Raw genomic sequence first — 23,779 nt, forward strand, 5'->3', positions numbered from 1 at the left:
TAGCTTGGAGACAATTTGTGATTTACCAGCCCCCACATATAGCTTGATTGCGCGCATAAAAACAACCTTCTCCCCACTTTTCAGGTGCCTTGTTCAAGCGCATATCTTGTAAGCTGGACACGATTTTGAAGATGCAACTTTTGCAATATAATTTTCAAATGGTTTTTAACCATAGTATAACGAGGTTCCATTTATTTGAATGCAGGCATTCAATGATACTCTTCTCTTATACTTAACCTTGCATAATACTATCAGGAAGAGTATCTCGCTTGATATGAGGATCGTAATTGGCGACCACAAGAATATCCATATGCCGCGCAGTGCGCAGCAACTTTTGGATAATTGTTCCTTCTCGTAAACGTTTCCATATGGGGCTGTCACTCTGAGCAATAATGAGTTGGGTAGTATGATATTCATTAGCTCTGGCAAGAAGAACATCTGCAAGCTTATCAGAATGCCCAAGTGGCACAACTTCAAAATGCCCGCCTAGACGCACTACCAGGCTTTCGAGTTTCTCTTTTTTCATCAATTCCTCTTCATTCATCGTATCCGTTGGGTGTACATATGTGACAATCCATTGTGCCTTTAGTCGGAATGCAATTCTAAATCCCCGCCGGATTAACCTTTCTGCATTGGAACTCAGCTTGACGCATACGAAAATGACCTCCCGCTTATTCCAGGGTCCACGTAAGGAACTTTTGCGCTCCCATGCTTCCAGACGTTCATCCACATCGTCCGCAATTTCCCGAAGCGCCAGCTCCCTTAAAGCAATTAATTTTCCAATTTTAAAAAAGTTCCCCAGAGTCTGATCTATCTTCTCCCGGGCATATATCTTTCCTTCCTTCATACGGGCTTGTAGAGCCTGCGGTGCCACATCGATCAGCTCGACCTCGTCAGCAAGGCGAAGAATGGAATCCGGGACGGTTTCCCTGACACGCACCCCTGTAATTTGCTCCACTGCATCATTTAAGCTCTCTAAATGCTGAACGTTAACGGTAGAAATGACAGAAATCCCAGCATTCAAAATTTCCAATACATCTTCATATCGCTTTTTGTTTTTGCTACCGGGAACGTTGGTGTGAGCCAACTCGTCGACAAGTACCAGTTCAGGATTCCGCCGGATGATTGCCCCAGTATCCATTTCTACAAGTTCTGTGCCTGAATATTGTGCGCTCGATTAATGGCAGTTCTGCAACCTGCTGGATGGTTTCTTTTCGCCCATGCGTTTCCAGCAAACCAATTACAACATCAATGCCCTTTTTAAGAAGATGATTGCCCTCTCGCAGCATAGTGTAGGTTTTGCCAACTCCAGGAGCCGCACCAATAAAGACCTTGAATCTTCCCCTTTTGATTCGTCCAATTTTCTCATCCACTTCCCGTGAATTTAAGCGGTGATATAACGGGTTTTTCTTCGGATTGGTCATTTTGGCTGGCAGAATTCGCTCTCCATGGTGCTCCGCCCGATCAGCAACGATAAAGATATCCATATTTTTGGATTTTTTTAGAATGTCATTGATGACGGAGCCTTGTCAGAAATAATGTCCCGGTTGCAGTATAACGAGCTTTCGAGCATCTTGGTGCATCTTCTTTCAATTGTTCTAGAGTTAAAGCTGCGCAAGCAGTCTTCGGCATATTTAAATAAATCAACAAAGCTTATGACTGAGACAAAATTCCTTTTACAAACAATGAGACACTGTGCTTGTAGAACTCTTCCTCGGTAACGAGTTGGGACTGATATTGCCGGTGAATCAGCTCGCTCATCTGAAATCCGTAGCACATCGAGAGAAAAGACATGGCGGCAAGACGCTCATCCTGTCTGGCTATAACTTTTTTCTTCTGCAAGCGTTCAAAATATTCAACCAGCAAGGAGTGCAGCTTCACCGGCGGATCGGCCAGCACTCTGTCCAATTCGGGAAGCATTCCTTTGTCGCGGATGCCAATCAAAATGATGTCCGCATTTTTATGGAAAAACAAACGGTACTGCTGGCTTACATTCAGCAGATCGACTTCCGGATTATCGGTCGCGTCCTCTTTTAACAGCTTCTCAAATTGCGGGATATCCGAATGTCTTTCAATGATGGCTTCCAATATGCCTTTCTTGCTTCCAAATTGCCGGAAAATCGTAGATTCATTGACTTTAGCTTCCGTTGCAATGGCTTTGGTGCTTACTCCCCGATAGCCCTTCTTTTTGATGAGCCGTGTCGCGGCTTCAATGATTCTGTCTGAAGTTTGCATTGTATTTCTCCTTTTGCATATGTTAAACCTATTCTACTACAAGTTTTGCATGTGCAGCAGGGTCGGGGTTCATCATTTTCATAAACGTTTATCTAAGGCAAATCGCTTCTTTTTTCCCAGCGGCTTGGTTCCGTAATCTTGACATGATCAGGCACCAATTGCGTGAGCGTGCCTAATTTATCAAATGTAATCTGGATTCGGTCAGAGGGCAACAGCCATTGTTCGGTCTCGATTGCGCAGCAATCCGGTATCGTCCCCATTCCTATAATCGTGCCCGGGAGCGGCGTGAAAACTTTGAGAACCTCCTCCATCACTTTTGCAGGATGTGCAGAATACTCGGATGTGCTTCCCTTCCAGTGCAGTCTCTCTCCGATGCGTACATCCACATCCAGTACCAGCGGGTTGTCGATTTCATCCGGCGTAACCAGAAATGGTCCTATTCCTTTGCTGCGATCAAAATCTTTGCAGCGCGTCGGTCCGGTCAGCGCCTGGAAATCCGGCCACTGCACATCGCGGACAGTACTGTCGTTAAAAATAACATAACCTGCAATGCAGTTCCCCTTCCCTGTAACAAAGGCCAGCTCCGGCTCGATATCCAGGTAGGAAGTGTACGAAGGCCAATGAATCGTATCCCCATCGCCAATTAATGCATTATGGTTACACTTGTAATAACTGAAAGTTACTTTATTCGGATCTTTCTGGAATTTTTCGGTAATATTTCGTTTAAGCTCTTCTCTTTCCGACCCTGTATATTCTCTTTGCAGCAGATTTGCGCCAGCATTTCTCAGATGTCTTGGCGTCAGCCCAAAATCGATAAGCGCAGCCGGATTCGGAACCGGCGGCAGCAGTTTTACCGCTGCAATCGGGCAGATTTCATGTTCATTGAATTGATGCGACTGTTCGACAGCATATTGCATCAATTCCTTAGCGGCATCATAACTTGCCGGCAAATAATGAAGATAGCTGTCCATACATTCAAGACTGTCAACGAATGTTCCCTGCTTTTTCATGATTGCGGCAAAAGACACGACAAATTTCTCGTTAATTACAAGCCCAAACAAAGGTTCCTGGGATGTCTTGGTTTGAAAGGTTACTAGCTTCATGTTGCAGCGCCTCCATCTATGTAGTGTGATGTTGTTCTGTTACTATTATATAGCACAGAGAAAATGCATGCAAGTACATGCTTGCATATCTGTTTTCCATTCTCTATAATAAAGACATAGTCAGTATGCCTTACCCCAAAAACATATACGCAAAGGAGAATTTTCATGAAGTATGGACATATTATCCAAAAACCTCGTGTTAAATTTTTTGAAGTTGCAGATGGCGTCTTTGCCGGTATTTCGCCGTATCGCGGCATCAGTTGGGCCAATGCCGGGTTCATCAACAAGGGTGAAGGGCTGGTGTATGACACGTTCTTCGATTTGTTCCATGCGCGGGAAATGCGGGAGGCTTTTATGGAAGTAAGCAACGGCGGCTCTCCCGCATATGTGGTGAACTCGCACTATAACAGCGACCATGCCTGGGGAAACAAAGTGTTTGAAGATGCTTGCATTATTATGCACAAGGAAGCGTCCAGAGAGCGTCTCACCGAAAATATCGCCTGGATGGACAGCGTCATTAGAAGAGGAAAGGATTCTCCGGAATCGACTTCGGGCGAGCGGTTTTTTGCAGCGGAATTTGAAGGATTCGACCTGGAAGGCGTAGAATGGGTGCTCCCGAATATTGAGATAAAGGACGATATCAACATCCGTCTTGGAGATACGGAAGTTATGATTTACAACGTAGCTCCGGCCCACTCTGACAGTGACTTGCTGCTGTGGATGCCAAAAGAAAAAGTGCTGTTCGCCGGCGATGTCGTGTTTAACGGTTGTACGGCATACAGCGAAGAGGGAACCCTCAATTGGGTTAAAGTGCTTGATCGCATTATTGATGAAATTAAACCCGAAATCGTTGTTCCAGGACATGGCGCCATCTGTGGCCTGGACTTCGTGAAGGAGCAGAGAGACTACCTCCTGAATCTGATCAGCGAGTTCAACAAGCATTACAATGGCGAAATTGATTCCTTGTCCCTGACCAAGCAAATTGATATTTCCCGCTTTCTTCATTGGATTCAGCCAGAACGCTTGTATGTTACAGTGGATATCCTATTGAAAAGCAAACGAGGGTTACCACCCCTTCCAATTTGGAACGAGGTGCCTGCTAAGCTGGAAGACATGAAAGCTTTTTTGGCCGGAAAATATGGTAATCAAATCAAACCATGGGACCCTATGAGTGTTTGGCAAGAATAGCAATTTGAAGCTAGCCTACGAAAAACAAAAAACGGCCCTGTCGCAAACGATGCGAACAGCGGCCGTTCTTTTGAATTGTTCCACGGAAATAAAATCGGCGCTTAGAACCGATTATGAAAAAAATGGAGATGGACTTATGACTTACTAGTAGAACTCTTCTAAAACGATATAACCAAAATTTGATGTTAAGTGTATTTCTCTTCTTTAAAGGGATTCCAAGACTTTTGGCGGTAGCCACCATCACTAACCTGCCCGTTAGCTTAATGACGAATCGTCAGTCTAAGACTTTATTTTCTCAATCTATATCTTTATTTTCTTAGTCTAGAACTTTGTTTTACGGTCTAATACTTTATTTTCTTTTAACAGAAGGCACATCCTGTACTCGCAACCAAGGAAGATAGCCAGCTCCTGTTCCTTGGCCTCTACCTTCTTTGATGAATCTATCGATTTTGGCATCCGTGATTTCACGCTTACGCTTTGCCATGGTTACGCCTCCTTATAAGAAAACAGGGCTACCCGAAGGCAGCCCCGTTTGGAGTCATGATGTTAATCTGGATGTCAGTTCTGTAGACAGTAGAAGAGCTTCTAGTAGTAGTATGGCCAATTTTGTTAGTCTAATACTTTATTTTCTTAGTCTAACACTTTATTTTTCAGTCTAATACTTTATTTTCTTTAGACATCAATTTGTCTTGAGAAAACAAAGCTTTAATCTGCCCTTTTTGTATGTTACAGAGATCAAACAACTCATTAATTGCTTTATAAGAGGAGAGGTCACGATCCCTCAGCGACTACGAAATAATGCAACATCAAGAAATCAATGTTTTACAGCAAATTCGGAATACTAAATCGAATTTGCTAAAGAATCTACAAAAAAGCAAATATAAATCGCCTAGTACACAATAAACATCTCCCGTTATAGCTGTATAAGAACGAACCCTAATACGAACAACGGATGCTAGGTTTCATTAATCCCCTTCATAACCTTCTGGATTTTAGCCTTTGTTACACCGTCGTCAAGCGGAATAAGAATAGAGATTTGAAGGTCGGGAGTATCAGACGGCTTAAAAGAAATATAATCGAAAGCCAGCTCACCGACAATCGGGTGATGGATAGTTTTATGTGCCTTTGAGTAGTTCAATACATCGTGGAGGTCCCAGTAGACTCGAAATTCTTCGCTTACCTCGGATAAAGCAATAACCTGTTCGCTCCACCAAGGATCGTCGACATGGCAGGCATATTCAGCGCGGAACTGGGCGACGCTCCGTTGTGCGTGTTCCTCCCACAGATCGCCCTTCATTTTACGAAAATCCGCTGAGGTGAACGTGCTCCACAACAGGTTCCGTTCCCGTTCGGATGCATGGTTTAAATCTCCATTCAGCACGCACATGGCGGCATTCCAGGCTATGATATTCATCCGGGCATCCATAACACAGCCGGGACTAGTATCCAGCTCGTCCAGAAACCGCTGTAGAACTGGACTCACTGCACTTTGCAGAATTGGCTTCACGGGAGGAGGCTGCCGATGCGCGAGCAGAAACATATGTTTTCGCTCCTCGGCGTTCAACTGCAGCGCAATTGCCAAGCTTTCGAGGAATTCCGTAGACACATGGATCAAGCGACCCTGCTCCAAATAAGTGTACCATTCCAAGCTTACGCCAGCCAGCATGGCAACCTCCCCGCGCCGCAGTCCCGGCGTTCGTCTGCGTCCGCCTTCCGCAAGCCCGACTTGCCTTGGAGTTATGCGTTCACGTCGACTACGAAGGAAATGGGCCAATTCACTATTTCGTTTTAACTCTGTTTTTCCCACGCACTATCCTCCTATCACATGCTAAGAAGGGGGGGAGTGGTTATACTAGTATAATCATCCACCTTCTTGGCTCATTCACTTATCTTTACAATAGCTTATGCGATGATACGCATTAAATCAACTTTTTGAAAAGGGGCATTGATATGGAAAAAATGGATTCTAACACGATTCTCATAACCGGTGGTGCAAACGGGATTGGTTTGGTGTTGGCCGAAAGGTTTATAACTGCTGGAAACAAGGTCATTATCTGCGGAAGAAGAGAGGACAAGTTGGCAGAAGCGAAAAAAAAAATCCCTGAGCTCCACACCTATAAGTTTGACGTCTCCAAGGAAGAAGATCGCATTGCGTTATACGAACAAGTGACGCATGAACATCCGGATGTGAACGTATTGCTCAATAATGCAGGCGTGCAGCGCTATCTACAGCTGGATGAAAAGGAGCCTTGGAAGAATACCGAGTCCGAAATTGCAACGAATTTGGATGCGCCGATTCATTTGGCAATGCTCTTCACACAGCATTTTTTAGGGAGGGAGTATGCGGCTATTATGAATGTGACTTCGGGTCTTTCCCACGTACCACTTGTAGTAGTTCCCGTATATAACGCGACTAAAGCGGGTCTACATTCGTTCACATTGTCTCTAAGAAAGCAATTGGAAAAGCATAACATTGAAGTAATCGAGATAAGTCCGCCACATACAAATACGGATCTTGGCGCGCCTGGGGCAAACACAGCTGGCGTACCGGTTGAAGAGTTTGCGGACGCGGTGATGAAAGGCCTGATGGAAGGACAGCAGGAAGTGACTTACGGCTGGTCTCAGTTAACCGCACAAGCATCCCGTGCAGAACGCGACGAGATCTTTAAACAGTTGAACGCTGATTATTAAAAACGTAAAGTCAAAAAAACAGGCTGGAAAACGTCCCTCTGCCCGAATCAGTTGGGGCGAAGATAAGAGAAACCGCCGTATTAAACGGCGGTTTCTCTGTTAATGCTTGATGGCTTAGTGTATCTGAACTGATTTTATCACATACCATTACTAACGTAATCTGCCAATTAGCTTAATGGCACTGCGTAGTCCACAACTATATTTTACAATTTATCAAGAGCAAATTTTAAAATTAATCGAGAAAATATCGTTTCGATCCTATCACCAATTGCCTAGAACTTATTTTTAAGTCGGAAAATGGAAGACCATCCACTCCCAATAATTATGTGTATTCCGTATTGTATTTGACCTAGTATATAATTACCAATTAACATGATCTAAAACTTTATTTTCGCGGTACATCAACGATATGTTTATTCGTTCATTTGTACCGATTTAACTTCAAATTTACAATCCCCTCAATCTCCTGTTTATCGACTAAATTTAACTTTCGAAAACCTGAGATTAAATTTGATTCAAGATCATCTATTTGCACACGAAATATCCCAGTATTAGAAATTACCGCATCTTCAAGTAGCAGCCAATCTAAATCAACACTGAAATTTAATTTTAGAGCAATTACAGTTTCTAAAGATGGTTTGTATTTATCTTTTTCCAATTCACTCAACGTTCCTTGTGATACGCCAATAATATGTGAGAATTCAATTTGATTAAGCTTGTTCAATTTTCGTATAATCTTTATCTTTTCACCCAAAGTCTTCACTGTATCACCAACTTCCATTAAAATACATAAAAACTCAACTCATGAAATTTATATTTAGATCGGAAAGTTTGTTTTAATACAACAAAAAAACATTTTTTATATCACAACAACTAACTCTTGATTTCTCATACTATTTTCAACAGAAGCTTGAATTGATCCTGCTTCAACTCATTTAAGAATATTTGTAAGATACCAATACAGGTAAGGGTTCAAAGGCATTTGAATTGTCATACAACTATACTCGCTCTGATTGGACTAAAGATGTCGCCTCCTGAATTTAATAACAAAAGCCCGATGATACTTGCTCATCGGGCTTTTGTTAAATACTTACTTAGAAGAGATATTCTTATTAGTTGTCAGTAAAATTTAGCACACAACTTTATTGTCCGAAGACAGTTACTAACTATAATGTTTAGTTACTAACATTAATGTCACTGAACAATTAGTTTAGCATTTTACTAAAGCTTATTCTACGGTAACACTTTTCGCCAGGTTACGTGGTTTGTCAACATCATGACCCAGTGCAAGAGAAGCGTAGTAAGCCAACAGTTGGAGAGATACAACCGAAATTGCAGCAGACAGGATTGGAAGTGTCTTTGGAATGGCAAATACCTGATCCACGGACTTCAGCAACTCAACTGCGTGCTCTTCGTACGTAATTGCAAGAACATCTGCACCACGAGCCTTAACTTCCTTAATGTTGCTCACGGTTTTCTCCAACACGGATTCCTGTGTTACCAAAGCGATAACCGGAATGCCGTCTTCAATCAATGCCAGTGTACCATGCTTCAATTCACCCGCAGCATAAGCCTCGGAATGAATGTAGGAGATTTCCTTGAGCTTCAGGGAGCCTTCCTGTACTACAGCATAGTCCTGACCGCGACCAATAAAGAACAGGTGCTTGTGGCTCGCAATTTGCTCAGCATAGGCTTTGATCGCATCTGCTTTACCCAGCATCTCTTCCACTTGCTCTGGCAGAGATTCCATAGCAGCCAGCACATGAGCTACTTGCTCATCCGTTTGTGTGCCACGCACTTGAGCGAGATACAAACCAAACAGATAGAAAGCAATCAACTGCGAAGAATATGCTTTAGTGGAGGCTACGGCAATTTCCGGTCCTGCCAGTGTAACCAACACATCATCTGCATCACGGGCAATGGAGCTGCCGACTACGTTGGTAATCGCCAGTACATGAGCGCCATTTGCTTGTGCTTCACGCAGTGCTGCCAACGTGTCAGCAGTTTCACCGGATTGGCTCACTACAATCACCAATGTCTCTGGTGTTACGATAGGTGAACGATAACGATATTCGGAAGCTACATCATTTTCTACCGGTATACGAGCCAGACTTTCAATAACTGTACGACCAATCAAACCAGCATTGTAAGCTGTACCACACGCAACAATTTGAATGTTGCGGATATTTTTAATTTGTTCTTCTGTCAGCTTCAACTCAGGAAGAACAACTTTTTTAGTATCTTTATCGATACGGCCCAACATTGTGTCACGATAAGCCTTAGGCTGCTCGTGAATTTCTTTCAGCATGAAATGCTCATAGCCGCCTTTTTCTGCTGTTACAGCATCCCATTCGACATGAATCATTTCCCGAGAAATAAATTGGCCTTCGATTGTCATTAATTCGACAGCATCACTGGTCAAAACAGCCATTTCGCCATCGTTCAAAATAAATACATTGCGTGTATATTTCAGAATAGCCGGAATGTCGGAACCGATAAAGTTCTCGCCTTCTCCCACACCAATAACCAGCGGGCTAGCTTGACGAACAGCAACCAGCTTATTAGGCTCATGCTCTGTCAGCACACCCAGTGCAAAAGCACCTCGCATAAAGGTAATAGCTTTTTGTACTGCTTTAACGATATCCCCTTTATATTCACGCGCAACCAGATGGGAAATAACTTCCGTGTCCGTTTCGGAAATAAAGGTATGACCTTCGCTGATCAGCTGCTCCTTCAGCTCCAGATAGTTCTCAATAATTCCGTTGTGAACTACAGAGAACTTTTGGCTCTCATCCAAATGTGGATGGGAGTTTTCATCAGAAGGCTTACCGTGCGTTGCCCAACGTGTATGTCCGATACCTGCATGGCCTACCAATGGCGTACCATCCAGTTTAGCTTCCAGATTCGCCAGACGACCTTTAGCCTTAGCTACTTGCAATCCTGAATCTGTAAACACGGCAATACCCGCAGAGTCATAACCGCGATACTCCAGCTTCTTTAATCCGTCAATCAATACCTCTTGTGTATTCTGATTACCAATATATCCTACAATGCCACACATATTCGTTATCCTCCCGATCATCATTTCACAAGACGACTCATCACAGGACTAACGTGTGCGGTAGATTGCGGAATAAAGTTCATTCATCTATGAAGTTGTCAATGATAACTATAGAATTTACAGGCATCTCTTCACGAATGTAACGAAATTCCCAAACCGCGCACGCCAATGATGATGGCCGCACATTCATGAAATGAATCTTATAATTTAGGTTATAAAATAATAAAGGCATCTACCGGTGCGTTGTGTAAACAGTTGCCTGTTCATTTTCCGCTGCCGGTTTACGGCTTGATGCTTCACCGGAAGGTCCCCGCCGAATGTTTCGAACACCTTCACCTCGTCAGCTTGTTTTGTCGTGAACCGATTTGCGAGCAACTTTATCTCAACTGAATCCGTTGCTTCTCCACCAAGTCCCCCCGCACAAAATCAAGCTCTGGCGCTTGTATTACGAACCTTACAACCCTCACTTTCTCTATCTGAGTCACAGCATCCCTATATTATATTCAGCTAAGTATCATTTGGCAATGACACTTTATTCATAATTACACCATGAAGGTCATAAATCGTTAGTAAATAACCGCAAACGCCGTTGCCTGCTTCTTTTTCGCAGGCAACCGACGTTTACAAAATTTTAAACTAATTCTTTCTTCACGACATCTACGATCTGACCGACAAATTGCTCCAGTTCGTCCTTATCCGGGCCTTCGGCCATCACACGAATAAGTGATTCTGTGCCTGAAGCACGGACCAATACACGCCCATTATCACCCAATTGTTGTTCCACCTGCTCAATTGCTTCTGCAATAGCAGGATTCCCCTCGTAATTGCGTTTGTCCTGCACACGCACATTTACGAGCACTTGCGGATACTGTTTCATGAGCGATTTTAGCTCACTCATTTTCTTGCCAGAAGCTTTCAAGGTATCTACCAGCTGAATCCCGGTCAGCATGCCATCGCCTGTCGTATTGTGATCCAGGAAAATAACATGACCAGACTGCTCACCGCCCAGATTAAATCCACCCCGACGCATTTCTTCCATCACATAACGGTCCCCGACCGCAGTTTTTGCAGTCTTGAGTGCCAGCTTTTCAGTAGCTTTATAAAAACCGATATTACTCATCACTGTCGATACAATGGTGCTATCCTTAAGTTTTCCCGCGCGGTTCATTGCATCTCCGCAAATGCAGAGAATATAGTCGCCGTCTACCTCTTCCCCGTTCTCATCAATCGCGATCAGACGGTCGGCATCGCCGTCAAAGGCCAGACCAATATCCGCTTTCAAGCGGCGCACTTCCTCTTTCAACTTCTCAGGATGAGTCGATCCGCAATGATCATTGATATTCAAACCGTTTGGCTCGGCACCGATGGTATGTACCTCAGCTCCCAGTTCTGCAAAAAGCTTCGGCGCCAGCTCATAAGCTGCTCCGTTTGCACAATCCAGTACAATTTTTAACCCTTCAAAAGAATGGCTAATTGTTGTTTTCAAGAACTCCAGATAATCGTAGCGGGAATGCTCGTCTACAACAACCGTTCCCAATCCGCCGCCAATCGGACGAGGCAGTTGGTCTTCTTTTGCATCCATCAGCTCTTCAATTTTCAATTCCGTTTCGTCTGTCAATTTAAAACCGTCGCCGCCAAAAAACTTAATGCCGTTGTCTTCAACTGGATTGTGTGATGCTGAGATCATTACACCAGCGTCAGCTTTCAATTGACGTGTGAGATATGCCACCCCAGGTGTCGAAACAATACCTAGACGAACCACATTAGCCCCAATGGACAGCAAACCGGCTACAAGAGCCGATTCCAGCATCAGTCCGGATATCCGTGTATCCATACCAATAACAACTGTCGGTTTCTCTACATTACCTGCTAAAACATATCCGCCGCAGCGGCCAATGCTATATGCCAGTTCGGCTGTAAGTTCCTGATTAGCAACGCCTCGTACACCATCTGTACCAAAATATTTCCCCATGTAAAATGACTCCCTTTTTTTGTCTAATAAATCTTGATTATTTACTACAGATAAAACATGTTATGGCTGACTGTTCTCCGAGGTTCCATTCGCAGAAGAATCTGCGCCGTTATGAGGATTTGTTTTATCCTCCGCAGCTGCGTTGTCCCCGGTCTTAGCGTCAGAGTCTCCACTTTGACTGCCTTGCCCCTCCTGTGGCCTCTCCTGCCCCTTTTCGCCACTACCAGAGGGGTTTGATTCATTCTCACTGTTTGGATTCGTTACAGCAGGCGTAGAAGGGCTCTCAATGTTGACCGTTGCCTTTAGTTGGCTAGCATTTCCGGCTTGCGTAATATATTTAGGCAAGCCTACTTTCAGAGTAACCTCGTGTTGACCAGCCGCGAGGCCACTTACATCTGCCACCAAACTAATATCATCATTGGTTAAATTGTTTACCATATCCTGCGGGCCCTTCACAGTAACATCCATCGTCTTGCCTGCGGGCGCTGTAACAGTCGCAGTCGCTCCATCTCCTGCACCTTGTAAAACGATTGGGATGCCTGACAGCGTCCGTTCCGTATCTGTGACTTCATTGGAAGGAACGACGGTCACCTGAATTTGTATTGACCCTGGCTCGATTTTATCAGAACCTGAGGGGGCTGCCAAATTAGCTTGAACTGCACGGGTCCCCGCTTCCGTAAATTGACTTAAATCCAATGTAGCCGTGACGTAAGAACTAAGGCTGCCCAATACATCCTGCGATGCATACACCGCCGCTTCTTTCACGTTTGCATTGACTTTAGAAAGCGCCAATCCGTCTGGCAACTCTCCGGAATATACAATCTTAACAGGCACAGATTTCGCCTGCTGAGTTACCGGAATTTCAACGGACACAGTGGATGGCTCAATGACCGCACCTGTAAGTTCCTGTCCCTTTTTGTTATAAGCCTTCAGTTTTACACGCTTCTGTTCAAACTTTTCTGAGATGCCATCCGTATTAACAGCCCCCTGAACGGCAGTGACGGTACTCAACTGGCTTTTGGGCAAGGTAACCTTCACGGTTTGAGGAGCAATCACAGGCTTACCAAGCTGCAATCCCGCATCTGGATTTCCTTGAGGAACTATAGATACATTAAATGATTTCGTTTGTTTTTCCTCAATCGTCACTGTAACACGGTTAGGAGTCATAGATACCAATTCCACCCCGTCCGGTAAATCCGGTTCGAGTGATAATGTTTTAGTGCCTGCTCCTAAGCCGTTTAAGTTTAGCTTTGCCTGATAATTATCCGCGAAAAAGGAAGTCAGCACAGAACGCTGTCCTCTAACTTCCATCTTTACATGGTCAGTATCCATGGTAGACAATACATATTTTGAATCATCCAGACCACTGGCCTGAATGGCCACATTATCAATCACTTTATTATTATAAGAAACGGTCAGCGTAGATGAAGGTGTACCTGTATCTAGATGGACCATTCCCCACAGCAGAACAGCAACCGCAAGCGCCAAAATCTTTGAAATCGTATTATTGTTAATCCATTTGTCCATCATGAATTTCCACGGCCTCCCCTCCGATTCCAGAATGAGCCGCGTTTTTCCTTCAAAGACGGTGTTGGCCGCAACTCCTCATACAGCTTGGAGATTAGGGATTCTTCCTTAATGTCGCGCACGACCTGTCCATTAATGGCCAAAGAAATTTGCCCTGTTTCCTCTGACACCACGACAGTTACGGCATCCGTTACCTCACTCACCCCAATCGCAGCACGGTGACGGGTTCCCAGCTCCTTGCTGATGAACGGATTTTCCGATAATGGCAAATAACAGGCCGCAGAAGCAATCTGTTTATTTTGAATAATCACCGCACCATCATGCAGAGGTGTATTAGGAATGAAGATGTTAATTAGCAGTTCAGAACTGACTACAGCCTGTGTCTTGATACCAGACTCTGTATATTCGTTTAGCCCTGTCTCACGCTCAAATACGACCAAAGCTCCTATTTTCCTACGTGATAAATAATTCAGCGCCTTAATCATTTCTCCGATTAACTTGTTAATCTCTTCATCATCCGCAGACGAACGCCCAAATAGTTTGCCACGCCCCAACTGTTCTAGTGCACGACGCAACTCAGGCTGAAAAATAATAAAGATAGCCACCACACCAAAGGTGAACATCTGGTTCATCAACCACTTGAGGGTATACAAATCAAACCAGGTACTAACCGCCCAAATGACAACCAGAAACAGAATCCCTTTCAACAATTGAACTGCACGCGTTCCGCGAACAAGTAAAATAAGCTGATACATAATATAGGTTACGATCAAAATGTCGATAATATCTTTAATGGACTCTTTCCAAGTCAGGTCCGCAAAATAATCCAACATGCGCATGCCCCCGCAATTTTCTGTAGTGAGTGGGTGTAATATGTACACAGTATGCTCTCTCTATCTAGGTTATAACGATCAGGCTCACGTTGCAAGCTGTGTGACAAAAGAACCGCTAAAATCAGTAAAATACAGTACAATTCGCCAGCTTCATATACAAAAAAACGCCTTTTCCAGCGGAAAGAGGCGCTCGATATCGTCCTTGCCATTTCAAGCTTCTTTTATGGAGAAGAGGGTCCCCCGAATAAATCAGTAACCTTGTACCAAATCCAATCCAAGGTTTGATCAATACTTTTAACCTGTCCTGCAATATGAGCGGTGGACGCTTGATAATAAGAACCATCAATTACAGTTACATTTCCTTCCACATCGCCGTATACACGGGCTTCACCATTTTGCACTGTTAGATCTCCGGCAATGGATTTCCCTTCAGGCACAATCACAGTATCACCCTGAATAACGACTTGATCCAGTTGGCTTCCTTTGACTACCAATTGATGGTCCGTGCTAGAAAAGCTGGCCATGCTTGAGCATATAACAATAAGGAAGAAGGCAGCGGCTGTTACAGCGGGATGCCTTTTCACCCACGTCAGCATAGGCACCGCAGTCTGTCTTTTATGCGGTGGCAAAGCATTCATAATGCGAAATGTCAGCTCATCCGATACACACGGCACTTGATGATAGCGTGTACCGTAAAGCATCGCATCCGTCCGCTCCAGCTCTTTAAAACGCATGCGGCATTCCGGGCAGTCTAACAAGTGCTGTTCCAACTCATGTTTGTCCTGCTCAGACAGGTCGCCATCTAGATAGTCATGCATAAAAGAGACGGCTTGTTTGCAATCCATATGAGCCAATCCTTTCTAATATTCTTCCGTGTTTCTCAACATAACATGCTCCGGCTTAGAAACTTTGCTCATCTTACATACGTTACAACGAGCATTATGTTTCATAAAAACATCTACGCAGACTCTTTTCCTAGAATCTATGCGCATGATCTATAGCTTGTGCTCCAGTTTTTTGCGCAGAAAATCCCGGCCCCTGTGTACTCTTGTCTTAATCGTGGTGACTGGGAGATTGAGCACATCGCTGATTTCCTGTAAGGAAAGCTCCTGCAAGTACCGTAAAACCATAATCGTCCTATATTTATCCGGAAGGCTGTCAATGGCGTCATGAATTAAAGCCTGCGTTTCGGACAGAAGCGTACTCCCCTCAGGGGTAAGCTCTTCACTGGCGAGCATGGCGTACCCATCGACACCTTCCTGATCATTCATTTCAGCATCAAGTGAGTATGTAGGTTTTCTCCTTCGCAGACGATCAATGCACAGATTTGTAGCAATTCGATAAATCCAGGTTGAGAACTTCTGTCCATGATCGTATTTTTCCAAATTACGATACACACGCAAAAAAGTTTCCTGCACCAGATCCTCCGCCTCATGGCGATTACCTAGCATCCGGTAGGAAAGATGAAAAATCCGATCTTTATATAACTCGACTAACTCCGCAAAAGCTCGCTGATCGCCTTTCTGTACCAGCCTCACCAAGCGGCTTTCCATATTATCCACTCTATACTCCCCCAGACTTGCTGATGGGTTACTTACTACATGTTTATGATTATTCATCGTAGTTTAATTTTATCCGGAAATCAACTGTAGTATTGTTACTAACTGCAAACACACCTGCCATCAATATACAAACAGCACAATCGGGCACCCCATGAGTACCCGATTGCCTGTATTCGTACAACCACACTATATCAGCCCGTATTTCTTAAGCCTGCGGCAATTCCGTTAATCGTCAACAATACCTCACGCAGCATTTCAGTGTCATCACCGTTCTGATCCCGCAGCTCCCGTAGCTCACTTAGCAATTGAACCTGCAAGTAACTTAACGGATCGACATAAGGATTACGCAACCGGATAGATTCCTGAATAACCGGCACGTCGTCCAAAATCTCGGATTGTCCGGTTATTTTCAAAATCAACTCAGATGTCAGCTTGAACTCCGCTGAAATCTGCCCGAAAATGCGCTGCCGGGCCTCTTCGTTATCCGACATCCCAGCGTACTCTTCTGCAATCAGTAAATCCGCTTTAGCGATTGCCATTTGCAGTGTATCAATAAGTGACCGGAAGAAAGCAGAGTCCCTAAACATCGTTTGCAGCACTTTAAGGTTATCCTCATTGTTTTGATAGAAGCTTTGCAAACCTGTTCCAGCCGCATACCACGCAGGTAATAAGTAACGGCTTTGTGTCCATGCAAAAACCCATGGAATGGCGCGCAAGTCCTCAAAACGTTCGCTGTTCTTACGCTTGGACGGACGAGATCCAATATTCAGCTCGCCCACCTCAGGCAACGGTGTAGATTCTTTGAAGAAGTTGAAGAAATCTGGATCTCGGAAAATCAAATCCTGATACTTATCCAGTGATACTTGGGAAATGCGGGCGATAATCTCCTCCCAGCTCTCCTCAAACACTTCCTTCTTCCCGGAACGATGATATGCCACAGCCGTAATCAGCGCCGATGTTGCCTGCTCCAAGCTCCGGTACGCGATGCCTCTAAGCGAGTATCGGGATGATAGTACTTCGCCTTGCTCCGTAATTTTGATTCCGCCTCCAATCGTATGAGGAGGCTGAGCCAAAATACTGCGATTAAGTGGCATTCCACCACGACCCAGCGCACCTCCACGACCATGGAAAAACTTCACTTTTACGCCAAACTCATTAACTACTTCCGTAATGCTATTCATAGCGACCCGAAGTTCCCAGTTCGCTGTAACCACACCGCCATCTTTATTACTGTCCGAGTATCCCAGCATAATCTCCTGAAGCTGGTCCATCGCAGCCACAGATTGTCGATATACAGGCAAGTTCATCAATCTTCTCATAATATCGGGTGCAGCGTGCAGATCATCTATCGTTTCGAACAAAGGAACAGATTGCAGCGTACAGATAACAGTGCCATCCTTCTCGATGCGGAACAGGCCCACCTCTTTGGATAAGACCATAACCTCCAGTAAGTCACTGGCTCCCTGAGTCATACTGATCAAGTAGCTTGTAATGGACTGCTTGCCGAATTCCTCCTGAGCCAAATAAATCGTACGATATACGTCAAGACATTCCTGTGTGCTATCGCTATATTTTAAATACGGTGAAGTAATCGGACGAGGTTCATTCAGCAGCTTTTCCAGCAGATTTATTTTTTCTTCTTCTGACAGCTTACTGTAATCCGACACAATATTCATTTTAGAAAGAATTTCAGTCATCGCATTTTCATGTTCTTGACTATGCTGACGCACATCCAGCGTAGCTGTGTGGAATCCAAACAACTCTACCTGGCGAATCATCTTTTGAATATATGTGTTTGCTACATAATCGGCAAAATGATGACGCAGGCTGTTATCAATAACATTTAGGTCTGCAATGAGCTCTTCCGCAGAGTTATAACGCTCATTGGTGCCCTGTTTGCTTTCATCCAGGATGTTGTTCACTTTAGCAATCATAAATGCTAGTTTAATGCGATAAGGCTCTTTTTCGTTATGCCATACTTCCATCTTTTTAAGTGTAATGTGAGTACGGTCTTCTTCAATAGAAGCCAGCAGATCATCGGAAACTCGCACAATGCTGGTGCTGAAACTCAAGTAACCCATGAGTTCCTTTAACGTGTGCTGATATTCTCTCAAAGCCAACTTGCGCTGCATACGTAACGTTTCCCAAGTCACATGAGCTGTCACAGACGGATTGCCATCCCGGTCTCCACCGATCCAGGAACCAAATCTCAGATAAGTGGGTATATGCCATTTTTGTTCGGGATAATATTTGTCCAAACATCGTTCCAATTCTTGGTATACATCTGGCAGTACATGAAACAAGGTCTCGTGAAAATAATACATTCCATTTCTCACTTCATCTAATACAGTTGGCTTGCGATCACGCAGCTCATCTGTCTGCCACAGCGTAATTACTTCGTTTAGCAGATTCTCCCGTACCTGTTCCCGCTCACGCAAGGTAAGCATCGGATTATCCAGCAGCATGACGTCCTCGGAAATGCGCTTGTGGATATCCAGAATTACTCGTCGTGTCGCTTCTGTAGGATGTGCGGTCATGACCAGCTCCAAAGAGAGCTCTTTCAGCAAGTTGCTAACGTCCTCAGCGGAGAAGCCCCCTTGTTTAAGCTCCTGAACGGAACTTTCAATGGAACCGGGCTGAACATCTTCACCAGCGGAATGCTCATAATCCCGCTTACGACGAATACGATGGTTTTGCTCAGCGATATTCACCAACTGAAAATAAATCGCAAACGCGCGAATAACCTGGTGACGAATATCCGTATCCAGTCCGCTGACCATTTGTTTGAAATTCTCATACAACTCCGGCTGATACCCGGCACGTAACGATTTACTTGTCTCACGTATTTTCTCCACGATATCCAAAAGTTCGTTGCCACCCTGATGAACCAAAACCTCACCAAGAATATTCCCTAGAAAACGAACGTCCCGCCGTAGCAGATTGTTGGATTGGTTTTTGTTAGCGGTTAACGTAAGCTCAGTCATGCTTTTCCCCCCATCTGATCTGTTCCACACCATATACAGTTGTAGCAAAGGTACGTATACACACGAAATTTGACACTTTCTTAACATCATACAATAAAAACGCATGAAAAGCTGCAAAATTTACAGTAAAAAATCATCTTTTTGAATTATTTCTTTCGAGAAAATATTGGATTGTTATGAATAAATATGAAATTAATAAATAGTAATGAATGTATACACTAGTGATGCGTGAAACATTATGCACAGTCTCTTATAAAGAGTGTGTTTTTAAAGGTACAAATTCATGCGACATAGTGTGTATATGTTTATTATTTGTTGACAAAGTCAACTCCATTAGCCTTCTATCCACAAAGATATACACAAATTAGCCATTTTCTCAGTGTTTCTAAGTATTTCCTCTTTAACACTTCGCTTTTTACCCACATAAATAAAGGGAAATGTGCACAACCCAAGAGCAACTGTTGAGTTATCACCATGAATTCGTACCATAATAGCTATAGGATTCCTATATTTAAAGGATTTGATCACGAAATTAGCCTTACTGCAGGAGAAAGGGGTACGTTAGAGGGGAAATACGGGATCTAGGTGTCAAAAGTAACAAGAGCCTATGTACAATATGCACAAGTCATCCCCAACTGTGCATGACAGGAGACATAATTGCACTAGCTTATATACATAGAAGTAAATGTAATGTGGACAAAATAAAAAGAAGCCTTTCGGCTTCTAGGTAATCGGTAAGCGGGTGATGGGAATCGAACCCACGCTATCAGCTTGGAAGGCTGAAGTTCTACCATTGAACTACACCCGCAAAATAGTATCGGGATGACACGATTTGAACATGCGACCCCCTGGTCCCAAACCAGGTGCTCTACCAAGCTGAGCTACATCCCGATATAATTTTTTAAAATATGGCGCGCCCTGAGAGATTCGAACTCCCGGCCTTTTGATTCGTAGTCAAACGCTCTATCCAGCTGAGCTAAGGGCGCAAATATGGAGCGGACGACGGGAATCGAACCCGCGACCCTCGCCTTGGCAAGGCGATGCTCTACCGCTGAGCCACGTCCGCAAAAACAAGATGCGCGTGGAGGGACTTGAACCCCCACGTCAAAGACGCTAGATCCTAAGTCTAGTGCGTCTGCCAATTCCGCCACACGCGCATGTAATACAATGGTGAGCCATGAAGGACTCGAACCTTCGACACCCTGATTAAAAGTCAGGTGCTCTACCAACTGAGCTAATGGCTCTTAATGGCTGGGGATATAGGATTTGAACCTATGCATGACGGAGTCAAAGTCCGTTGCCTTACCGCTTGGCTAATCCCCAATATGCATATGATTCACAATTCCCCAAGATTTCATCCAGGTAAGAGAATGAAAAATGGTGGAGGCTGAGGGGCTCGAACCCCCGACCCTCTGCTTGTAAGGCAGATGCTCTCCCAGCTGAGCTAAGCCTCCATAATATCCTATGACCCGTAGGGGATTCGAACCCCTGTTACCTCCGTGAAAGGGAGGTGTCTTAACCCCTTGACCAACGGGCCATCCTATAACAAGCTCTCAACCGGGTTCGAACCGGTGACCTCATCCTTACCATGGATGCACTCTACCTGCTGAGCTATGAGAGCAAATGGCTCCCCGAACAGGACTCGAACCTGTGACAACTCGATTAACAGTCGAGTGCTCTACCAACTGAGCTATCAGGGAATATTAATCATAAAGCTCTGCTTGGCGACGTCCTACTCTCCCAGGACCCTGCGGTCCAAGTACCATCGGCGCTGGAGGGCTTAACGGTCGTGTTCGGGATGGGTACGTGTGGAACCCCTCCGCTATCGCCACCAAACATGAATTTGCTGTGCAAATTCTCCCGTACGTTATTCGGTTCATCACTTATCGTGTGAATGAATAGCCATGCGCTTATTGTATGTCACTTGTACATACTTTCAAGGTTACACCCTGAAAACTGGATCCGAAACTCATTTGCGTTTTATTTAGGATAAGCCCTCGACCGATTAGTATTGGTCAGCTCCATGCATTACTGCACTTCCACCCCCAACCTATCTACCTCGTCGTCTTCAAGGGGTCTTACATACTGGGAAATCTCATCTTGAGGGGGGCTTCACGCTTAGATGCTTTCAGCGCTTATCCCTTCCGTACATAGCTACCCAGCGGTGCTCCTGGCGGAACAACTGGTACACCAGCGGTACGTCCATCCCGGTCCTCTCGTACTAAGGACAGCTCCTCTCAAATTTCCTACGCCCACGACAGATAGGGACCGAACTGTCTCACGACGTTCTGAACCCAGCTCGCGTACCGCTTTAATGGGCGAACAGCCCAACCCTTGGGACCTACTTCAGCCCCAGGATGCGATGAGCCGACATCGAGGTGCCAAACCTCCCCGTCGATGTGGACTCTTGGGGGAGATAAGCCTGTTATCCCCAGGGTAGCTTTTATCCGTTGAGCGATGGCCCTTCCATGCGGTACCACCGGATCACTAAGCCCGACTTTCGTCCCTGCTCGACTTGTAGGTCTCGCAGTCAAGCTCCCTTCTGCCTTTGCACTCTTCGAATGATTTCCAACCATTCTGAGGGAACCTTGGGGCGCCTCCGTTACTCTTTAGGAGGCGACCGCCCCAGTCAAACTGCCCACCTGACACTGTCCTCGCACCGGATTACGGTACCAAGTTAGAACCTAGATACGATCAGGGTGGTATCCCAAGGATGCCTCCCTTCAAGCTGGCGCTCAAAGTTCTACGGCTCCCACCTATCCTGTACAGATCGTACCCAAATTCAATATCAAGCTGCAGTAAAGCTCCATGGGGTCTTTCCGTCTTGTCGCGGGTAACCTGCATCTTCACAGGTATTAAAATTTCACCGGATCTCTCGTTGAGACAGCGCCCAAGTCGTTACGCCATTCGTGCGGGTCAGAATTTACCTGACAAGGAATTTCGCTACCTTAGGACCGTTATAGTTACGGCCGCCGTTTACTGGGGCTTCGGTTCATAGCTTCGCCCGAAGGCTTACCACTCCCCTTAACCTTCCAGCACCGGGCAGGCGTCAGCCCGTATACTTCGCCTTGCGGCTTCGCACAGACCTGTGTTTTTGCTAAACAGTCGCTTGGGCCTTTTCACTGCGGCCCCCTCGGGCTATTCACCCTACCGAGGCACCCCTTCTCCCGAAGTTACGGGGTCATTTTGCCGAGTTCCTTAACGAGAGTTCTTCCGCGCGCCTTAGAATTCTCTTCTCGCCTACCTGTGTCGGTTTGCGGTACGGGCACCTTCTCCTGGCTAGAGGCTTTTCTTGGCAGTCTGAGATCATGACCTTCGCTACTGTAATTTTCGCTCCCCATCACAGCCCAGCCTTAACGATGTGCGGATTTGCCTACACACCAGCCTCACTGCTTAGACGGACATCCATCAGTCCGCGTCACTACCCTACTGCGTCACCCCATTGCTCATAACGGATTACGGTGGTACAGGAATTTCGACCTGTTGTCCTTCGACTACGCCTATCGGCCTCGCCTTAGGTCCCGACTTACCCTGAGCGGACGAACCTTCCTCAGGAACCCTTAGGCTTTCGGCGGATCTGATTCTCACAGATCTTTTCGTTACTCATACCGGCATTCTCACTTGAATGCAGTCCAGCGCTCCTTACGGTACACCTTCAACCCGCATTCAACGCTCCCCTACCCCTGATGCAAGCATCAAGCCATAGCTTCGGTGGTGTGTTTAGCCCCGTTACATTTTCGGCGCAGAGTCACTCGACCAGTGAGCTATTACGCACTCTTTCAATGGTGGCTGCTTCTAAGCCAACATCCTGGTTGTCTGTGCAACTCCACATCCTTTCCCACTTAACACACACTTGGGGACCTTAGCTGATGGTCTGGGCTGTTTCCCTTTCGACAATGGATCTTAGCACTCACTGTCTGACTCCCGGAACTAAATCTATGGCATTCGGAGTTTGACTGAGCTTGGTAACCCTTGCGGGCCCCGCACCCAATCAGTGCTCTACCTCCACGATTCTTTTTTCCGAGGCTAGCCCTAAAGCTATTTCGGGGAGAACCAGCTATCTCCGGGTTCGATTGGAATTTCTCCGCTACCCCCACCTCATCCCCGCATTTTTCAACATGCGTGGGTTCGGGCCTCCAGTGCGTGTTACCGCACCTTCACCCTGGACAGGGGTAGATCACCCGGTTTCGGGTCTACGTCCACGTACTCATTCGCCCTATTCAGACTCGCTTTCGCTGCGGCTTCAGCTCTTCACCTTAACCTTGCACGGGAACGTAACTCGCCGGTTCATTCTACAAAAGGCACGCCATCACCCATAAATAGGGCTCTGACTTCTTGTAAGCACACGGTTTCAGGATCTATTTCACTCCCCTTCCGGGGTGCTTTTCACCTTTCCCTCACGGTACTGCTTCACTATCGGTCGCCAGGGAGTATTTAGCCTTGGCAGATGGTCCTGCCGGATTCATACGGGGTTTCACGTGCCCCGCACTACTCGGGATCCGTCTCGGAGGGAACAAGTTTTGAACTACAGGGCTTTTACCTTCTCTGGCGGGCCTTTCCAGACCTCTTCATCTAACCGGTTCCTTTGTAACTCCATGTGAGACGTCCCACAACCCCAAGGAG

At 45.4% G+C, this 23,779-nt stretch carries 14 protein-coding genes, 11 tRNA genes, 2 rRNA genes and 2 pseudogenes (1 of these 29 running past the window's edge); 2 read left to right on the forward strand and 27 right to left on the reverse strand.

Features of this window, described 5'->3' with window-relative positions:
• Positions 1-80: 80 nt before the first annotated feature.
• The 4 genes and pseudogenes from JOE49_RS26260 to JOE49_RS02205 form a co-directional block, all read right to left on the reverse strand.
• Positions 81-170: pseudogene (locus tag JOE49_RS26260) on the reverse strand (DNA-binding response regulator); the annotation flags it as partial.
• Between the two features lie 62 nt (positions 171-232).
• Positions 233-1,487: pseudogene (locus JOE49_RS02195) on the reverse strand (sensor histidine kinase KdpD).
• Between the two features lie 166 nt (positions 1,488-1,653).
• Positions 1,654-2,235, reverse strand: a complete 582-nt coding sequence (locus JOE49_RS02200) for a TetR/AcrR family transcriptional regulator (protein WP_053326174.1) — start codon at positions 2,233-2,235, stop codon at positions 1,654-1,656.
• Between the two features lie 92 nt (positions 2,236-2,327).
• Positions 2,328-3,338: a fumarylacetoacetate hydrolase family protein gene (locus JOE49_RS02205; protein WP_071558190.1), complete on the reverse strand. Its 1,011-nt coding sequence runs from the start codon at positions 3,336-3,338 to the stop codon at positions 2,328-2,330.
• A gap of 165 nt (positions 3,339-3,503) precedes the next feature.
• Between JOE49_RS02205 and JOE49_RS02210 the strand changes: the two genes are divergently transcribed.
• Positions 3,504-4,526 carry an MBL fold metallo-hydrolase gene (locus JOE49_RS02210; protein ID WP_023990479.1) on the forward strand — a complete coding sequence of 341 codons (1,023 nt, stop codon included), beginning with the start codon at positions 3,504-3,506 and terminating at the stop codon, positions 4,524-4,526.
• Positions 4,527-4,875: 349 nt separating this feature from the next.
• On the opposite strand, the gene JOE49_RS26640 is transcribed toward JOE49_RS02210, so the two are convergent.
• Positions 4,876-5,010 (reverse strand): hypothetical protein, encoded by a 135-nt coding sequence (locus tag JOE49_RS26640; RefSeq protein ID WP_280922020.1) that lies wholly within the window; start codon positions 5,008-5,010, stop codon positions 4,876-4,878.
• 471 nt (positions 5,011-5,481) lie between these two features.
• A complete protein-coding gene (locus JOE49_RS02215; RefSeq protein WP_209940500.1) occupies positions 5,482-6,333 on the reverse strand; it encodes a helix-turn-helix transcriptional regulator in 852 nt (283 codons plus the stop codon).
• A 143-nt stretch (positions 6,334-6,476) separates the two neighbouring features.
• Between JOE49_RS02215 and JOE49_RS02220 the strand changes: the two genes are divergently transcribed.
• On the forward strand, positions 6,477-7,217 hold the full coding sequence (locus JOE49_RS02220) for an SDR family oxidoreductase (RefSeq protein ID WP_209940501.1): 741 nt from the start codon (positions 6,477-6,479) through the stop codon (positions 7,215-7,217).
• Positions 7,218-7,638: 421 nt separating this feature from the next.
• Here the strand turns inward: JOE49_RS02220 and JOE49_RS02225 are convergent, their stop codons facing one another.
• The 21 genes from JOE49_RS02225 to JOE49_RS02325 all read right to left on the reverse strand — a co-directional run.
• Positions 7,639-7,980, reverse strand: a complete 342-nt coding sequence (locus JOE49_RS02225; protein ID WP_209940502.1) for a helix-turn-helix domain-containing protein — start codon at positions 7,978-7,980, stop codon at positions 7,639-7,641.
• A gap of 465 nt (positions 7,981-8,445) precedes the next feature.
• A complete protein-coding gene (gene glmS / locus JOE49_RS02230; protein WP_071643165.1) occupies positions 8,446-10,278 on the reverse strand; it encodes a glutamine--fructose-6-phosphate transaminase (isomerizing) in 1,833 nt (610 codons plus the stop codon).
• A gap of 631 nt (positions 10,279-10,909) precedes the next feature.
• The gene (glmM, locus tag JOE49_RS02235) at positions 10,910-12,250 is read right to left on the reverse strand and encodes a phosphoglucosamine mutase (RefSeq protein ID WP_013312125.1); all 1,341 of its coding nucleotides are present in this window, start codon (positions 12,248-12,250) and stop codon (positions 10,910-10,912) included.
• A 60-nt stretch (positions 12,251-12,310) separates the two neighbouring features.
• The gene (locus JOE49_RS02240) at positions 12,311-13,780 is read right to left on the reverse strand and encodes a CdaR family protein (protein ID WP_028542644.1); all 1,470 of its coding nucleotides are present in this window, start codon (positions 13,778-13,780) and stop codon (positions 12,311-12,313) included.
• On the reverse strand, positions 13,777-14,610 hold the full coding sequence (cdaA, locus tag JOE49_RS02245; RefSeq protein ID WP_013312127.1) for a diadenylate cyclase CdaA: 834 nt from the start codon (positions 14,608-14,610) through the stop codon (positions 13,777-13,779). Before cdaA ends, JOE49_RS02240 begins: the two co-directional genes overlap by 4 nt.
• A 221-nt stretch (positions 14,611-14,831) precedes the next feature.
• Positions 14,832-15,455 carry an anti-sigma factor gene (locus JOE49_RS02250; RefSeq protein WP_013312128.1) on the reverse strand — a complete coding sequence of 208 codons (624 nt, stop codon included), beginning with the start codon at positions 15,453-15,455 and terminating at the stop codon, positions 14,832-14,834.
• Between the two features lie 150 nt (positions 15,456-15,605).
• Positions 15,606-16,172 (reverse strand): RNA polymerase sigma factor SigW, encoded by a 567-nt coding sequence (gene sigW / locus JOE49_RS02255; RefSeq protein ID WP_016818747.1) that lies wholly within the window; start codon positions 16,170-16,172, stop codon positions 15,606-15,608.
• Positions 16,173-16,363: 191 nt separating this feature from the next.
• Positions 16,364-19,156, reverse strand: coding sequence for a phosphoenolpyruvate carboxylase (ppc, locus tag JOE49_RS02260; RefSeq protein WP_053326180.1), 2,793 nt, complete (start codon positions 19,154-19,156; stop codon positions 16,364-16,366).
• A gap of 737 nt (positions 19,157-19,893) precedes the next feature.
• A tRNA-Gly gene (locus tag JOE49_RS02265) sits at positions 19,894-19,964 on the reverse strand.
• Positions 19,965-19,973: 9 nt separating this feature from the next.
• A tRNA-Pro gene (locus JOE49_RS02270) sits at positions 19,974-20,047 on the reverse strand.
• An 18-nt stretch (positions 20,048-20,065) separates the two neighbouring features.
• Positions 20,066-20,142, reverse strand: a tRNA-Arg gene (locus JOE49_RS02275).
• 5 nt (positions 20,143-20,147) lie between these two features.
• Positions 20,148-20,222 (reverse strand) — tRNA-Gly (locus tag JOE49_RS02280).
• 10 nt (positions 20,223-20,232) lie between these two features.
• Positions 20,233-20,313: transfer RNA gene (locus tag JOE49_RS02285), tRNA-Leu, on the reverse strand.
• 11 nt (positions 20,314-20,324) lie between these two features.
• Positions 20,325-20,400 (reverse strand) — tRNA-Lys (locus JOE49_RS02290).
• 4 nt (positions 20,401-20,404) lie between these two features.
• Positions 20,405-20,479 (reverse strand) — tRNA-Gln (locus JOE49_RS02295).
• Between the two features lie 55 nt (positions 20,480-20,534).
• Positions 20,535-20,610: transfer RNA gene (locus tag JOE49_RS02300), tRNA-Val, on the reverse strand.
• Between the two features lie 11 nt (positions 20,611-20,621).
• Positions 20,622-20,693, reverse strand: a tRNA-Glu gene (locus JOE49_RS02305).
• A gap of 11 nt (positions 20,694-20,704) precedes the next feature.
• A tRNA-Thr gene (locus tag JOE49_RS02310) sits at positions 20,705-20,777 on the reverse strand.
• Between the two features lie 3 nt (positions 20,778-20,780).
• A tRNA-Asn gene (locus JOE49_RS02315) sits at positions 20,781-20,856 on the reverse strand.
• Positions 20,857-20,875: 19 nt separating this feature from the next.
• A 5S ribosomal RNA gene (gene rrf / locus JOE49_RS02320) occupies positions 20,876-20,992 on the reverse strand.
• A 149-nt stretch (positions 20,993-21,141) separates the two neighbouring features.
• Positions 21,142-23,779 (reverse strand): 23S ribosomal RNA (locus JOE49_RS02325); it runs 288 nt beyond the window's last position.

Source organism: Paenibacillus sp. PvR133, from assembly GCF_017833155.1.
Lineage (GTDB): Bacteria > Bacillota > Bacilli > Paenibacillales > Paenibacillaceae > Paenibacillus > Paenibacillus polymyxa_B.